Genomic DNA, 16020 nt, shown 5'->3' with positions numbered 1-16020 from the left:
CGGCGACTGCCTTCCGATTCCCTCGGGCGCATCTACACGCCCCGCGCACCCAGGCCGCCGCCACACCGGGCTGCGGTGGTTTGAACTTGATAGGACGCTGGCGTGGGTGGGGTTCTTGAGGTTCTTGCCGACGCTTTTCGTGAGTCGGAGCGTCTTGCGGGGCCCGCCCCACTGCGGCCGCGCGGGCGGCCTGGTGGGGCTTACGCGGTGTCTTGCGTCGGGGCGATGGCGCTGCGCGCTGGCGTGCGGGTGGTTTTTTGGCGGTGCCGTGTCGGTTGCCGACGGCTCGGTGATGGCTCGGTGGTGGCTAGGTGTCTGACACCCATGGGGCTTAACCGTAACGAGTGCAAGCCGGTTTACGCGGGGTGTCTGACACCGGGTTAGAAACGCCTCGCGTGTCAGACACCAAACTGGTTTGCGTTACTTCGTCGCCACCTTTTCCGGCGGGATCGGGTTATCCCAGCCGCCGCCGATAGCGCGAATCAACCCCACCGTCGACCGGGCCTGTTCGGCAGTCAGTTGCACCGACACGCGTTGCTGCAAGAGCACGCTGCGGTCGGCTTCAATCACGTCCAGATAGCTGATCGAGCCTTCGCGATACTGCGTGTGCGAAAGCTTCGCCGCGCGCGCAGCCGCTTCCACTGCTTCGTTCTGAGCCTTGGTCTGGTCGGCCAGAATGCGCAAGTTCGCGAGGTTGTCTTCCACTTCGCGGAACGCGTTCAGGACGGTCTGGCGGTAGACGGCGACGTCTTCTTCGTAGACGGCGCGGGCGCGGTCCAGGCCGGCTTGGCGGCGGCCGCCGTCGAAGATGGGCATGGACAGGGCGGCGCCGACGAGCGGGCCCAGCAGGAACGTGCGGCTGGACCACTGGAAGAGGTTGCCCAGTTCCGAGGACTCGTAGCCGAAGGCGCCGGTGATGTCCAGGCGGGGGAAGAACGCGGACTTGGCGGCGCCGACGCGGGCGTTGGCGGCGGCCATGGCGCGTTCGGCGGCGGCGATGTCGGGGCGGCGTTCGAGCAGCGTGGAGGGCAGCCCGGCGGGGATGGTCAGCGCGATCTTTTCGATGGGCTGGGGCGGCATGGTGAATTCGGATGGGGCGCGGCCCAGCAGGACGGCCAGCGCGTGTTCGGCGGTGGCGCGGCGGCGGTCGATGCCCAGGGCTTCGGATTGCGCGGAGGCGAGTTCGGCCTTGGCGCGTGCCAGGTCCAGTTCACTGATGTCGCCGGCGTCGTAGCGGCGCTGGATGAGTTGAAGGGTGTCGGTGCGCAGTTTGACGGTCTGGTGGTAAATGCGCGATTCGGCGTCCTGTTCACGGACCAGGAAGTAGGTGGTGGCGACGTCGGCTTGCAGGGCGAGCAGGACGGAGCGGTAGAGCGCTTCGCTTTGCTGGGCGTCGGCGGTGGCGGCGTCCACTGTCGATGCGACGCGGCCGAAGAGGTCGGCCTCGTATGACACCGTGCCTTGCGCGCGCCAGGTGGTGACGGGGGAAGTCGACGTGCCGTCGGGCAGGCCTTGCGAGACGGCCGAGGGGCGCTGGCGGTTGGGGCCGAAGCCGGCGTCCAGGCTGGGGAAGAAGCCGGAGCGCGCTTCGCGTTGCAGGGCGCGGGCCTGGGTGAGGCGGGCGGCAGCGGCCTGCAGGTCCTGGTTGGCGCGCTGGGCTTCTTCTTCAAGCTGGTTCAGGCCTTCGTCGTTGAAGACCTTCCACCAGGCGCCGCGCAGGGCGTCCTCAGAAGGTTCGGCGGGCTTCCAGGTGCCGGCTTCGGACGCGGGCAGGGCGGCTTCCTTGAAGGCGGCGGGCGTGTCGGCCGTGGGGCGCTGGTAGGTGGGACCCACCGCGCAGCCGGCCAGCACGAGCAGCATGGCGAGCAGGGCGGATCCTCGGGTCAGTCTTTTGATCATGATGACGTTTCTCTTTGGCGCGCGTCCCGTGCGAATTCGGACGGGACGCGCTGGCTACTCTTTTTTCTGTCGGCTTACGCGTGGTGTTGCGGCTCGGGCGGCGCGTTGGGGTCGATGTGCGGCACGCAGACGGGGGCTTCGTGCGGCGCGGCGGAGTGCAGCTTCTTGCCGCCGAGCGAGCGGAGCAGGACGTAGAACACCGGCGTGAGGAACAGGCCGAACAGGGTCACGCCGAGCATGCCGAAGAAGACGGCGACACCCATGGCGTGGCGCATTTCGGAACCGGCGCCAGAGGACAGCACCAGCGGCACCACGCCCATGATGAACGCGATGGACGTCATCAGGATGGGACGCAGGCGCAGGCGGCTGGCTTCGATGGCGGCTTCGAGCGGCGTGCGGCCGTTCATTTCGAGCTCTCGGGCGAATTCGACGATCAGGATCGCGTTCTTCGCGGACAGCCCCACCAGCACCATCAGGCCGATCTGCGTGAAGATGTTGTTGTCGTTGCCGGTGAGGTAGACGCCGGTCAGTGCGGCCAGGATGCTCATCGGCACGATGAGGATCACGGCGAGCGGCAGGGTCAGGCTTTCGTACAGCGCGGCCAGCACCAGGAAGACGAGCAGGACGCTGATGGGGAAGACCCACAGGCCGGCGTTGCCCGCGAGGATCTGCTGGTACGTGAGGTCGGTCCATTCGAACTTGACGCCACGCGGCAGGGTTTCGGCGGCGACGCGCTCGGCGGCGGCTTGCGCCTGGTCGGACGAGTAGCCGGGGGCGGGGCCGCCGTTGATGTCGGCGGCGGTGTAGCCGTTGTAGCGCACGACCATTTCGGGGCCGAAGGTCTGCTTGACGGTGACCAGCGAGGACAGCGGGACCATGTCGCCGGCGGCGTTGCGGGTCTTGAGCTGCAGGATGTCGTCGGCATGGGCGCGGAAGGGCGCGTCAGCCTGGGCGCGAACCTGGAAGACGCGGCCGAACCGGTTGAAGTCGTTGACGTACATGGAGCCCAGATAGATCTGCATGGTGTCGAAGACTTCGGTCACCGGCACGCCAAGCTGCTTGGCCTTGACGCGGTCCAGGTCGACGTCGAGCTGCGGGACGTTGATCTCGTAGCTGGAGAACGTGGGGCCCAGTTCCGGCGTCTGGCGCGCCTTTTCCAGGAAGGCCTGCTTGGCCTTGTCCAGTTCGGCATAGCCGAGGGCCGCGCGGTCTTCCAGCTGGAGCTTAAAGCCGCCGAGCGTGCCCAGGCCCATGACGGGCGGGGGCGGGAACACGGCGATGAACGAGTCCTGGATGGCGGCAAACTTTTGGTTGAGCGACGCGGCGATGGCGTTGCCGGACAGCTCGGCGTTGTTGCGCTCGCCGAAAGGCTTGAGCGTGACAAACACGATGCCGGCGCTGGAGCTGTTGGTGAAGCCGTTGATGGACAGGCCGGGGAAGGCGATGGCCGATTGCACGCCAGGTTCCTTCAGGGCGATGTCGCTCATGCGGCGGATCACGTCTTCGGTGCGGTCCAGCGAGGCCCCGTTGGGCAGCTGCGTGAAGCCGATCAGGTATTGCTTGTCCTGCGCGGGCACGAAGCCGCCTGGCACCAGGTACGACACGCCGATGGTCGCGGCGACCAGCACGGCGTACACGCCCATCGCGCCGGCCTTGCGGCGGATGACGCTGGCCACGCCCGTGCCGTAGGACTCGGACGCGCGGCCAAACATGTTGTTGAACCAGTTGAAGAAGCGGCCGAAGACGCGGTTCATGCCGCGGGTCAGCCAGTCGGGCTTGTCGTGGTGGCTCTTGAGGAGCAGGGCCGACAGTGCGGGCGACAGGGTCAGCGAGTTGAAGGCCGAGATCACCGTCGAGATGGCGATGGTCATGGCGAACTGCTTGTAGAACTGGCCGGTCAGGCCCGTCATGAAGGCAAGCGGCACGAACACGGCGCACAGGGTCAGCGCGATGGCGATGATGGGGCCGCTGACTTCGCGCATGGCGCGATAGGTCGCATCGCGTGGACTCAAGCCCGCCGCGATATTGCGCTCGACGTTTTCGACGACCACGATGGCGTCGTCCACCACGATCCCGATGGCCAGCACCATGCCGAACAACGACAGCGCGTTGATGGAGTAGCCGAACATCAGCAGCAGCGCGAACGTGCCGACGATGGAGACGGGCACCGCGAGCAGCGGGATGATGGACGCGCGCCAGGTCTGCAGGAACAGAATCACCACCAGCACGACCAGCGCGATGGCTTCGAGCAGGGTGTGCACGACGGCTTCGATACTGGAGCGCACGAATTGCGTGGGGTCGTATTCGATGCGGTATTCCACGCCCGGCGGGAAGTCCTGCGCCAGTTCGGCCATTGCGGCGCGCACCTGGCTGGAGACGTCCAGCGCGTTGGCGCCCGGCGACTGCATGATGCCCATGCCGACCGCCTGCTTGTTGTTCAGGAGCGAACGCAGGCCGTATTCTTGCGCATCCAGCTCCACGCGGGCCACGTCGGACAGGTGCGTCACGGCGCCGTCTGGCGAGGTCTTCAGGATGATGTCGCGGAATTCTTCTTCGGTCTGCAGTCGGCCGCGCGCGTTCACGTTCAATTGCAGCGGCACGTCGCCCTGCGTGGGCGAGGCGCCGATCACGCCGGCGGCCACCTGCACGTTCTGTTCGCGGATCGCGTTGACGACTTCGGATGCGGTCATGCCGCGCTGCGCGACCTTTTGCGGATCGAGCCACACGCGCATGGAGTAGTTGCCCGACCCCCACACCGTCACTTCGCCCACGCCCGTGATGCGCGACAGGCGGTCCTTGACGTTCAGGATGGCGTAGTTGCGCAGGTAGGTGATGTCGTAGCGGTCATTGGGCGAGATCAGGTGCACGACCAGCGTCAGCGTGGGAGAGCTTTTGGCCGTGGTCACGCCCAGGCGCTGCACATCCGGCGGCAGGCGCGGCAGCGCCTGCGACACGCGGTTCTGCACCAGCTGCTGCGCCTTGTCCGGGTCCACGCCCAGCTTGAAGTTGACCGTCAGCGTCAGGTTGCCGTCGCTGTTGGCCTGCGACTGCATGTACAGCATGTCTTCGACGCCGTTGATGGATTCTTCCAGCGGCGAGGCGACGGTTTCGGCGATGACCTTGGGGTTGGCGCCCGGGTACTGCGCGCGCACCACCACGGACGGCGGCACGACTTCCGGGTATTCGGAGATGGGCAGCTGGAACATGGCCAGCAGGCCTGCCAGCAGCACCAGGATCGATAGCACGCCGGCGAAGATCGGCCGGTCGATGAAGAATTTCGAGATATTCATAAACGTTCTCGTTCGACGCGTCGGCTCAGTTCTGCGCCGAGGCGGTCTTGACCGGGTTGCGCTTGGCGGCAACCATGGGGACAACGGTCGGGGTCACGGCGTCGCCGGGACGGATGCGCTGCAGGCCGTTGACGACGATGCGTTCGCCGGCAGTCAGGCCGGCGTCGACGACGCGCAGGCCTTCCTGATTGGCGCCCAGCTTCACCTGGCGGTAGACGGCGTGGTTCTTGTCGTCCAGCACCAGCACGAAGCGCTTGTCCTGGTCGGTGCCGATGGCGCGTTCGTCGATCAGCACGGCCTCGCGGGGTTCGCTGCCGCCCAGGCGGATGCGGGCGTAGAGGCCCGGCAGCAGCGTGCCGTCGGCGTTGTCGAACTCGGCGCGCACGCGGATGGTGCCGGAGGTGGCGTCCAGGCGGTTGTCCACCGACTGCACGGCGCCGGTGCGCGAGTAGCCGTCTTCATTGGCCAGGCCCAGTTCGACCGGCACCGCGCCATTGCGGCCGTTGCGGGAGGGGTTCACGTAGCGCAGGAAAGTTTGTTCGTCCACGTCGAACGATGCGTACATCTTGGACACCGACACCAGCGTGGTCAGCGGCACCGATGCGGCGCCGGCGGCGACCACGTTGCCCACGGTCACTTCGGCGCGCGACACGCGGCCGTCCACGGGGGCCTCGATACGCGTGTAGCCCAGGTTGAGCTTGGCGTAGTCCAGCGCGGCCTGGGCGCCCTGCAGGTTGGCGGCGGCTTCGCGCGCGGCGTTCTGCTTTTCCTCGAAGTCGCGGCGGGCGATGGCGTTGTCGGTCAAGAGGCGCTGGCCGCGGGCCAGTTCCGAGGCCGTGTAGGCGGCGCGCGCCTTGGCGGCGGTCAGCGCCGCGGCGGCGCGGTCCACCTCGGCCGCGTAGGGGCGCGGGTCGATGGTGAAGAGCACGTCGCCCTTCTTGACGATGCTGCCGTCCTTGAAATGGACGGCGGTCAGCGTTCCGGAGACCAGGGGGCGGATGTCCACGCGGTCGATGGCTTCCAGGCGGCCGGAATAGCGCTGCCAGTCGACGATCGTCTTGTTGAGGACTTCGGCCACCTCGACGGGCGGCGCGGCGGGGGCGCCCTGCGCCATCGCGACATTGCCGCCCGCGGGGCCGCGGGTGAGGGCGTATCCGCCGCCCGCCGCCAGCACGGCTGCAAATACGACGAGCACAGCAATACGTTTACGCGAAACCATGGTGTTTCCTTGAGTGGTCTTTTAGAGGCGGAAGCGCGCTTGCCCGGGATGCGGGGACGAGGAGTCGGCGGGGCGGGGATGCCAGTCCTAAGAATCCGGCGCTATATGGATATGCTGCGGTGCAGCATCGACCGGGGTCGCTTATCCAGGGGCGGCGGGCGCCTGATCAGGGCGGGTCGCTGCGGGGGCGGAATCTGAGGATTGACATGCCCTTTTCTTGCGCCGGGCGGCAAGGGCACTTCAAGATGGTTTGCATTCTGAGTGTTTTGTCCGGGCGGATAAACCTGTCTATCCCGGCAACACTGTTCGTGGAGAATGACTAATCCAGGCCGAAATCGGGTTATGCTCCGTCCACCCCGACTTATTTGCCTAAGGACACCCTTGCCATGGACCGCTTTCAGGCTATGCAGGTGTTTGTGCGCGTCGTGGACGCCAATAGCTTCACCCGGGCGGCCGACAGCCTATCGCTTCCGCGCACCACCGTCACCACCATCATTCAGAATCTGGAACGCCTTCTTGGCGTTCGCCTGTTGAATCGCACCACGCGCCGCATCGGCCTCACGCCCGACGGCGCAGGCTATTACCAGCACTGCGTGCGCATCCTGGCCGACGTGGAAGAGACCGAGGCCTGCTTCCAGGAAGCGGCCCTGCGGCTCAAGGGCCGGCTGCGCATCGATGTGCCGACCTGCATCGGCCGGTTGATCCTGATTCCCTCATTGTGTGATTTCCACGACAAATACCCCGACGTCGAGCTGGTGCTGGGCCTGGGCGACCGTCCGGTCGACATGGTCCAGGAAGCCGTGGACTGCGTGATCCGCGCCGGCGATCTCGAAGATTCCAGCCTCGTCGCCCGCCGCATCGGCACGCTGCAGACCGTGACCTGCGCGTCGCCGACCTACGTGGCGCGCCACGGCATGCCGCAGACGATCGAATCGTTGCGCGACCACCACGCGGTGCATTATTTCTCCAGCCGCACCGGCCGCAACTGTGCCTGGGACTTCAAGGTGGACGGCAAGCACCAGGAAGTGGACATGAAGGGCACGGTGGCCGTGAACGAAGCGGGCGCCTACCTGGATTGCGGGCTGAAGGGCTTTGGGCTGATCCAGACCGCGCGCTACATGGCGCTGCCGTATCTGCAATCGGGCGAGCTGATCGAGATCCTGCCGCAGTGGAAGCCCAGCTCCACGGCAATCTCGGTGCTGTATCCGCAGAGCCGGCAGTTGTCGCCCAAGGTGCGGGCCTTTACCGACTGGGTGGCCGAACTGTTCGCCGGGTGTCCGCTGCTCAGCGGCCGCGACGAGACCGACCCGGCCGCCGCGTCCTGCGCGGTGTACCAGCGCAATCAGGGACAGACCGCGCCGGCGCAACCGCCCGTGCCCGCTATCCCGGCGCTGGCCGACATGGCCCCGCGTCGCCGCACCGCCCGCGAGGAAGCTGCGGAATACGTGCTGTAAATCCGCGCAGGCTGAACGACGACATGGCGGACCTTCGGGTCCGCCATCTGCGTTAAGCACGGGAAACCCCGTAGTAAATACAGCCCTTACGTCCCTCGTATTGCATGAAACGTCTGTATAGTCCGACAGTCAAAGCCTACAACGCCCTTACAGTCGATCCGCTATGCAGCCTGTTCTACCCGCCTACCTGATCGCCCGTTGGCTGTTGCTGCTTGTGCTGTTGGCGGGGGTTTACTTTCTTAGCGGATTCCTGGTTCCGGCCCTGGCGGCGCTGATCATCGGCCTGGCCAGCTGGCCCCTGTACCAACGCCTCGTCGTCCGTTGCGGCGGCCGCACGGCGGTTGCCGCGTCGCTGGCGCTGCTGGTCGTCGTCGTGGTGCTGATCGTCCCGTTGTCGCTGGCCCTGTCCTATGCCATCAAGGAAGCCAGCGCGTTTGTCGCCTGGGCCATCGCGGCCAACCGCCACGGCGTGGACGTGCCCGCGTGGATTTCGTCCCTGCCGGTGGTGGGCGATCGCCTGGGACAGTACTGGCAATCCTATATCGGCCAGCCTCACGCGCTGGGCGCGCTGGTCGAAGCCGTCAGCGGCGAACACCTGGGCAACATCTACCGCATGGCGCTGGCCGCCACGGGCAACGTGTTCCAGTTGCTGCTGACCGTTCTCTTCATGCTGATCACGCTGTTCTTCGTCTACAAGGACGGTATACGCATGGTCGCGCAACTGGACGTGCTGGGCGAGCGCATTCTGCCCGCCCGCTGGCAGCGCTTTTCGCGCGTGGTTCCGGCCACCATCAATTCCACCGTCACCGGCATGGGCCTGATCGCGCTGGGCGAGGGCGTGGTGCTGGGCATCGCCTACTGGGTCGCGGGTGTGCCCTCGCCCGTGCTGCTGGGCGTGGTCACCGGCTTCATGGCGCTGATTCCCGGCGGCGCGCCGCTGTCGTTCACGCTGGTGTCCCTGTATCTGGTGGGCTCGGGCCATGTGGTCGCGGGCATTGCGCTGATGGTCTGGGGCAGCGTCGAACTCTTCATCGTCGACAAGACCCTGCGCCCGCGCCTGGTGGGCGGTCCCGTCAAGCTGCCGTTCCTGCCGACCTTCTTCGGGCTGGTGGGCGGCGTGAAAACCATGGGCATCGTGGGATTGTTCGTGGGTCCCGTGCTGATGGCGCTGCTGGTGGCCGTCTGGCGCGAATGGGTGCACCACGAGGTCCAGGAGCGCGACGCCGCCCGGCTGACGCCGCCGCCGGTCCGCCCCGAGAAGACGCCCGCGGGCTGAGGACGCGGGAGCCGCCCGGCGGCCTTGCCATTTGGTAATCTAGCCATCCCGCGTGACCGGCGCCTTGCCCGGTGCGCGCCTGCCCGCCCGCAGACGCGCCGCCTTCGCCGCGGGCTGTGAGGATCGAGATGTCCGGGTTATTGCCTGATGATCAGATAGCCGTCCTGCGCGAGCAGGGCTTCGTGGTGGCGCGCCAGTTCGCCAGCCAGGAACAGGTTGCCGCGCTGCGCGCGCTGGCCGAACGCCATTTGCGCGACCATGTCGCACCCATCGAATACGAAGCCGACCTGCGCTATCCCGGCGCGCCGCAATCGCGCAGCGCCGAGGGCGGCCTGACTGTGCGCCGCCTGCTCAACGCCTACGCGCGCGACCCGCTGTTTGCGCAGTGGGCCACCGATCCGCGCATTGGCCAGTGGTTGCAGCGCTACTTCAACGAGACGCCGGTGCTGTCCACCGTGCACCACAACTGCGTGATGACCAAGCATCCTGCGTACGGCAGTCTGACGGGCTGGCATCAGGACATCCGCTATTGGTCGTTCTCGGACACGGACCTGGTGTCCTGTTGGCTGGCCCTGGGGCCGGAGACGGGCGCCAATGGCGGGCTGTCGTTCATTCCGGGCTCGCACGCGGCGGCGTTCGCGCCGGACCAGTTCGACGACAAGAAATTCTTCCGCGAAGACGTGCCGCAGAACGCCGACTGGATCGCGCGCGCCGTCTGTCCCGAACTGCAGGCGGGCGACGTGGTGTTCTTTCACTGCCGCACGCTGCACGCCGCGCAAGGCAACAGCAGCGACCGCGTGAAGCTGTCGGTGGTCCATACCTATTACCCCGAATCCTGCCATCCGCTGCCCGGCACGCGGTCGTCGTCGCAGGCGGGCGTGCCGCTGGCGGGGGCGTGACGCCGCGGAATGCCCGTAGACTGTCGCATCAATGACCCGCGCGCCGGCAATGCACCCATGCCGGTCCGGTCCGCAATCCCTACTTCGGAACTGAAGCAACATGCGTGAAAAAATTGTCTTCATCGGCGGCGGCAATATGGCCTCCGCCATCATCGACGGACTGATCGGCCAGGGCCGGGCGCTGACCGATTTTCTGGTGATCGAACCCTACGCGCCGACGCGCGAGGCGCTGGTCGCACGCGGCTTGCCCTGCCAGGAAAGCGTCAGTGCCGACATCGGCGACGCCGCCCTGTGTGTGCTGGCCACCAAACCGCAAGTGCTGCGCGAAGCCTGCGGCCAGGTCCGGCAGCATCTGCCGGCCGAGGCCACCGTGGTCAGCATCGCGGCGGGCGTCGAACTGGCCGCGTTGTCGGACTGGCTGGGCGGGCACGCGCGCATCGTGCGCGCCATGCCCAACACGCCGGCAAAGGTAGGTCTGGGCATGACTGGCCTTTTCGCCACGCCGGCCTGCGAACAGGCGCAGCGCGATCAGGTCGATGGGCTGTTCGCCGCCGTCGGTGAACGCATCTGGACCGACTCCGAAGCGATGATCGACGCCGTCACCGCGGTGACGGGCAGCGGCCCCGGCTACGTGTTCCACTTCATGGCGGCGCTGGAGAAGGGCGCCGTCGAATTGGGCTTTGCGCCCGCCGACGCCCGCCGGCTCGCAGTCGCTGCCTTCCGCGGCGCGGCGGAACTGGCTGCCAGCGAAGACGTGCCGCTGACCGAATTGCAGGACCGCGTCACCTCCAAGGGCGGCACCACCTACGCGGCGCTGTCGCACATGCAGCAGGCTGGCGTGGCCCAGGCCATTACCGAGGCCGTGCACAAGGCGCAGCAGCGCGCCCGCGAGTTGTCTGCGGGGTAAAGCCTCGGCGCGGCTGGACGATGGGCCGTCAGCGATGACGGCCCAGCCGCCACAACAAGGCGGCCGCCACCAGGATGGCCGCGACATTGAATTGCAGGGCCGACGCAAACGCCTGCGCATGACGCTCCGCTGCGCTGGCTTCCGCGTAAGCCTCCAGCGCACCGCCATACAGCATGCCCGCCGCCGACAGGCCCAGCGCGGCGCCCACCTGCTGCAAGGTCGACACCACGCCCGCCGCCATGCCGGCCTGGCGGTCGTCGACCAGCCCCATCGCCAGGTTGACCAGCGGCGTGTTGACCGCGCCTTGCGCAGCGCCCAACCACACCAGCGCAGGCAGCAGCGTCCACGGCGACCGGCTGGCGCCGCCGATGCCGGTTTGCATCATCAGCGCCGCCGTCGCCCCGCCGTACAACAGCGCGGCCAGCGCGATCGCGCGCGTGCCGTACCGGGTGACCAATCGCGGCGCCACCATCGATCCCGCCACGAATCCGACGCTGGCCGGCGCGAAGATCATGCCGGCCGTCAACGCATCCAGGCCAAAGCCCGTCTGCACCAGCAAGGCGTAGCAAAGAAACATGGCGCTGGCGGTGGAGAACACCAGCATCACGACGAGGCACCCCGCCGCAAAGCGTGGTTGCGCCAGCAAGTCCATGTCCACCAGCGGCACGCCGCCGCGCGCGGCGATCCGGCGCTGCAGCCGCACGAAGGCTGCCAGCGCAACCACCGATGCCCCGCCGCAGGCGAGCGTCCAGGCGGGCCATTGCTGGGCGGGGCCTTCGATCAACGCCAGCAGCAGCAACGCCAACCCCAGGCCCACGAGCGCGGCGCCGGGCCAGTCCATCGCCGCGCCCGAGGGCTCGGCGGATTCGGGGATGTGCCGGGCAAGCCAGCACGCCAGCAGCCCCAGCGGCAGATTGATCAGAAAGATGGCACGCCACGCCAACCCGAACAGATCCGCATGGACGATCCAACCGCCGAGCACCTGCCCGGCGATGGCGGCCAGGCCCAGCGTCATGCCCAGCAGCCCGAACGCCCGGCGCCGCGCATGCCCCTCGAAGCTGACGCGGATCAGCGCATACACCTGCGGGAACAGCAGGGCCGCGGCGGCGCCCTGCAGGATGCGCGCGGCGATCAGCGTGTCCGGCGTGGGCGCCAGGCCGCACAGCGCGGACGCCACCGCAAAGCCCGCCATGCCCAGCATGAACAGCCGTCGCCTGCCATGGCGGTCGCCCAACCGGCTGCCCGCGATCAGCAGCACGCCATACGCCAGTTCATAGGCGGCGATGATGAAGTTGATCTGCGCGAAGCTGGCCGACAGCGTGGCCTGCATGCTGGGGATGGCCACGTTCACGACGAACAGGTCGAAGATCGTGATGAAGCCGCCGGATAGCAGCACCGCCAGGCCGAGCTTGCCGAGTCGTGGCGAAGCGGGGTCGGCAGGGGCGGCCGACGGCGTGGCGGGAAGGGTAGTGGTCGACATGAAAGCGTCCAAAAAGTCAGGATCGGCGCTATTCTGGGCGGACCTTTAGCCTTATACAATTTAGCTGTTTATGCTATTACTCTGTGCAACCCCGTCATGACCGAATCCGCCATTTCACGCCGTCTGGACCGCACCCGGGCCGACCTGTCCGAATTCATGCGCCTGCGCCGGGAACGGCTCACTCCCGCTGACCTGGGGCTTCCGCCCGGCCGCCGCCGCCGCACGCCCGGACTGCGCCGCGAGGAAGTGGCGGCGCTGGCCGGCGTCGGACTGGCCTGGTACACGTGGTTTGAACAGGGGCGCAACATCAGCGTGTCGGCCACCTTTCTCGAAAACCTGGCGCGCGTGCTGCGGTTGGACGACGCCGAGCGCCGCCACCTGTATCTGCTGGCGCACCAGCGTCCGCCGGCCGAGACCGGCCGCACGTGGTGCACCGTGCCCGCGCAGGTTCGCCGTTTGATGGATGACCTGCCCGCGCGGCCCGCCTACATCCTGAACCTGCGTTGGGACGTCGTCGTGTGGAACGCCGCCGCAGACAAGGTGTTCAATTTTTCCGGGCAGGCGCCGGGCCGGCGCAACCTCCTCTGGATGCTGTTCGTGGACCCCGCGATGCGTGAACGCTTTGTGGATTGGACGGTGCAGGCGCCCCGCATGCTGTCCTCGTTCCGGCGCGATTTCGCCAGCGCGACCGGCGTGTCCGATATCGCTGAACTGGTTGATGAATTGGAACGTGTGTCGCCTGAATTCCAGTCGTGGTGGCGCGAACACGACGTGCATGGCTCGTGCATGGGACTGCGCACGCTGCATGTGGATGCGTTGGGCGATATCGCGTTCGAGCACGCCACCTTGAGTGTCGATGAAAGCCGGCACTTGCGATTGGTGGTCTATGCGCCCGCGCCGGATGAAGCCCGTGCCGCCGACTTCGCGCGATGGGTGCAGGCGGGTCCCGCTGTGCCGCTGGCGCCCTCGGAGTAGGATTTTTCGGGGGCGCCAGCACAAGACATTGGCAGGGGATTTGACGCGACGGACAATGCGGCTATATCGTACGAGCTATCGTAAGACATATCGTAAGAGCTATCTATGCGCCAAACGGCTTTCCGCGAACACCCGCACCATGGGCGTCCCCACCATGGCCACCATCACCCCAGTCACCGCCACCCGCGTCACACCAGCGCGGGTGGCGACTGGTTTTCCGGTTCCCCCGACGGCCGCGGCGATGCGGACGGGTTCGGGGGCGACGGACGCGGCTTCACTCGCAGCCGCAAAGTATCCAGCGACGACCTGCAATTGATGCTGCTCGGACTGCTGGAACAGAACCCCAGCCACGGCTACGAACTCATCAAGGCATTGGGCGCGCTCAGCAACGGTTTCTATACGCCCAGCCCCGGCATGGTCTACCCCGCGCTGACGTATCTGGAAGAGCTGGGCTACGCCACCGTCGAGCAAGAGGGCGCCAAGAAGCGCTATCACCTGGCGGAACCGGGCAAGGCGCATCTGGACGCCAACCGCGAACGCCTGACGCTGATGTTCAACAAGCTCAAGCATGTCGCGCGCAAGATGGACTACATGCGCCAGGCCTGGAGCGGCCAGCCGCGTACCACCGGCCCGGAGGGCGAGGACGCCCGCACCGGCTGGCTGCCGGAGTTCGTGGAGGCGCGCCAGGCGCTCAAGCGCGCGCTTCTGGACCGTACCGACGCCTCGCCTGCAGAACAACGACGCATCGCGGCCATCCTGGCGCGTGCGACCGACGAGATCACCGGCAAATCCGGCGCGTGATCCCGTCCCACCCTACTGGAGTTTCCATGACTCAAAGCGACCTGACCGTGGCGCGTGTGCGCCACACCCTCAAGATGCGCACGCTGACCGTGGCGCGCGTCGAACGCATTGCCGGCCTGCTGGCGCGCGTCACCTTCACCGGCGAAGACCTGCAGGATTTCGTGTCCGCATCATTTGATGACCACGTGAAGATTTTCTTTCCCGCCGATCCCTCGCAGCCGCCCGTGCTGCCCACGGCCGGGCCCGACGGCATCAAGTTTCCCGATGGCGTGGCCCGGCCTGCGGCGCGCGACTACACGCCGCGCCGCTTTGATACGGCGCGCCAGGAACTGGAAATCGAATTCGTGCTGCACGGCGATGGCCCTGCGTCGACATGGGCCGAACAAGCCGCGCCTGGCCAGCAACTGGGCATCGGCGGCCCGCGCGGTTCGTTTGTGGTGCCGACGGCGTTCGACTGGCATGTGCTGATCGGCGACGAGACCGCATTGCCCGCCATCGCACGGCGGCTGGAAGAACTGCCGGCCTCGGCGCAGGCGCTGGTGCTGATCGAAGTGCCGGGGGCGACCAACGAAATCCCGCTGCAAACGGCCGCGAAGGCATCGGTGCGCTGGCTGCATCGCAACGGAACGGCGCCCGGCTACAGCACGCTGCTGCTGGAAGCGGCGCGCGAACTGGCGCTGCCGTCAGGCGATGGCTATGTGTGGGTGGCGGCGGAATCGGCCACGGCAAAAGCCGTGCGCGAAATCATGGTGGTGCAGCACGGCATCGACAAGAGCCGCATTCGCGCGGCCAGCTATTGGAAGCGCGGCGCGGTCGCCGTGCATGAATCGCACGACGATTGAGCGTCAGGACTTGCGGGCGGCCCGCGCGAGCGCCAGCAGATTCGCGGCCCGTCCACCCGGCGCGTCCCGCAAAGCCAGCCCCAGCACCGCGCGCGGCCATTCCAGCGCAAACGGCCGATACACCACGCCATCCGGCCGCAGGTGACGCAGCGACGCCGGTACGATGGCCACGCCCATGCCCGCCGCCACCAGATTCACCGCCGACGACAACTGCGGCGCTTGTTGTCCGATGCGCGGACTCAGCCCGTGCTGCCGGCACGCCGCCATGATGTCCGCGCTGAGTCCATAGCCCGATTTGCGCGAATACAGAATGAAGGTCTCGTGCTGCAGGTCGGCGGGGGCGAGGCGCTTGCGGCGCGCCAGCGCATGACCCAGCGGCAGCGCCACCACCAGCGGCTCCTCTACCAACTGCGTGAACGCCAACCCGCCATCCAGCGCGAAAGGCGGACGCACGAACGCGGCGTCGATCGTGCCGTCGCGCAACTGCGCCACCAGCGTTTCACTATCCCCCTGAGACAGCGTCATCTCGACCTCCGGATAGCGCTCGCGATATTGCCGGATCAGCTCGGTCACCGCGCCATTGAAGGACGCTGATTCGGTAAACCCCAATGTCAGTTCACCGACCTCGCCGCGCGCGGCGCGCTGCGCCGTGCGCACTGCGGCGTCCGCGCGTTGCAGGATGTCCTGGGCGCACGCCAGGAATGCGCGTCCCGCGTCGTTCAGCGCCACGCCGCGGCCCATGCGGTCAAACAGCGGTGTGCCGACTTCCTGTTCAAGCTGGCGAATCTGCTGGCTGAGCGGCGGCTGCGCCATGTTCAGCAGTTCGGCCGCGCGCGTGAAATGCTGGGCTTCGGCAGTGACGACGAAATAGCGCAGATGGCGCAGTTCCATTTTGATATCCAAAAAGTACTGATGAACAATTTTCAATATATTGGACATTCTAGTGGCGCGCGCCGATCATGCAGGCATCAGATCCCC

Annotated in this window: 12 protein-coding genes; 7 read left to right on the top strand and 5 right to left on the bottom strand. The window is 67.0% G+C overall.

Going from position 1 to position 16020, the window contains the following annotated elements; genetic code table 11:
• Nucleotides 1–420: 420 nt before the first annotated feature.
• The 3 genes from B3098_RS02525 to B3098_RS02515 all read right to left on the bottom strand — a co-directional run bounded on the left by B3098_RS02525 (nt 421) and on the right by B3098_RS02515 (nt 6408).
• Complete coding sequence (locus B3098_RS02525; protein WP_286890572.1) at nt 421–1899, bottom strand: efflux transporter outer membrane subunit; 1479 nt, start codon at nt 1897–1899, stop codon at nt 421–423.
• Nucleotides 1900–1973: 74 nt separating this feature from the next.
• Entirely contained in the window at nt 1974–5189 is a 3216-nt protein-coding gene (locus B3098_RS02520; protein ID WP_286890571.1) for an efflux RND transporter permease subunit, read from the bottom strand.
• Nucleotides 5190–5214: 25 nt separating this feature from the next.
• Complete coding sequence (locus B3098_RS02515) at nt 5215–6408, bottom strand: efflux RND transporter periplasmic adaptor subunit (protein WP_286890569.1); 1194 nt, start codon at nt 6406–6408, stop codon at nt 5215–5217.
• Nucleotides 6409–6794: 386 nt separating this feature from the next.
• On the opposite strand from B3098_RS02515, the gene B3098_RS02510 reads away from it, so the two are divergent.
• The 4 genes from B3098_RS02510 to proC all read left to right on the top strand — a co-directional run bounded on the left by B3098_RS02510 (nt 6795) and on the right by proC (nt 10944).
• Nucleotides 6795–7862, top strand: coding sequence for a LysR family transcriptional regulator (locus tag B3098_RS02510; RefSeq protein WP_175122249.1), 1068 nt, complete (start codon nt 6795–6797; stop codon nt 7860–7862).
• Nucleotides 7863–8025: 163 nt separating this feature from the next.
• Complete coding sequence (locus B3098_RS02505) at nt 8026–9138, top strand: AI-2E family transporter (protein ID WP_056559631.1); 1113 nt, start codon at nt 8026–8028, stop codon at nt 9136–9138.
• A gap of 128 nt (nt 9139–9266) precedes the next feature.
• Nucleotides 9267–10037, top strand: a complete 771-nt coding sequence (locus B3098_RS02500) for a phytanoyl-CoA dioxygenase family protein (RefSeq protein WP_286890565.1) — start codon at nt 9267–9269, stop codon at nt 10035–10037.
• A 100-nt stretch (nt 10038–10137) separates the two neighbouring features.
• Nucleotides 10138–10944 carry a pyrroline-5-carboxylate reductase gene (gene proC / locus B3098_RS02495; protein ID WP_286890564.1) on the top strand — a complete coding sequence of 269 codons (807 nt, stop codon included), beginning with the start codon at nt 10138–10140 and terminating at the stop codon, nt 10942–10944.
• Nucleotides 10945–10972: 28 nt separating this feature from the next.
• On the opposite strand, the gene B3098_RS02490 is transcribed toward proC, so the two are convergent.
• A complete protein-coding gene (locus B3098_RS02490; RefSeq protein ID WP_286890563.1) occupies nt 10973–12424 on the bottom strand; it encodes an MFS transporter in 1452 nt (483 codons plus the stop codon).
• Between the two features lie 96 nt (nt 12425–12520).
• Between B3098_RS02490 and B3098_RS02485 the strand changes: the two genes are divergently transcribed.
• The 3 genes from B3098_RS02485 (at nt 12521) to B3098_RS02475 (ending at nt 15042) form a co-directional block, all read left to right on the top strand.
• Entirely contained in the window at nt 12521–13399 is an 879-nt protein-coding gene (locus tag B3098_RS02485) for a helix-turn-helix transcriptional regulator (RefSeq protein WP_286890562.1), read from the top strand.
• 105 nt (nt 13400–13504) lie between these two features.
• Complete coding sequence (locus tag B3098_RS02480) at nt 13505–14200, top strand: PadR family transcriptional regulator (RefSeq protein WP_286890561.1); 696 nt, start codon at nt 13505–13507, stop codon at nt 14198–14200.
• A 26-nt stretch (nt 14201–14226) separates the two neighbouring features.
• Complete coding sequence (locus B3098_RS02475; protein ID WP_286890559.1) at nt 14227–15042, top strand: siderophore-interacting protein; 816 nt, start codon at nt 14227–14229, stop codon at nt 15040–15042.
• A gap of 3 nt (nt 15043–15045) precedes the next feature.
• Here the strand turns inward: B3098_RS02475 and B3098_RS02470 are convergent, their stop codons facing one another.
• A complete protein-coding gene (locus B3098_RS02470; protein WP_286890558.1) occupies nt 15046–15933 on the bottom strand; it encodes a LysR family transcriptional regulator in 888 nt (295 codons plus the stop codon).
• Nucleotides 15934–16020: the final 87 nt, after the last annotated feature.

The organism is Achromobacter sp. UBA2119 (assembly GCF_002331005.1).
Lineage (GTDB): Bacteria > Pseudomonadota > Gammaproteobacteria > Burkholderiales > Burkholderiaceae_B > Achromobacter > Achromobacter animicus.
This window is presented reverse-complemented; position numbering and strand designations above follow the sequence as displayed.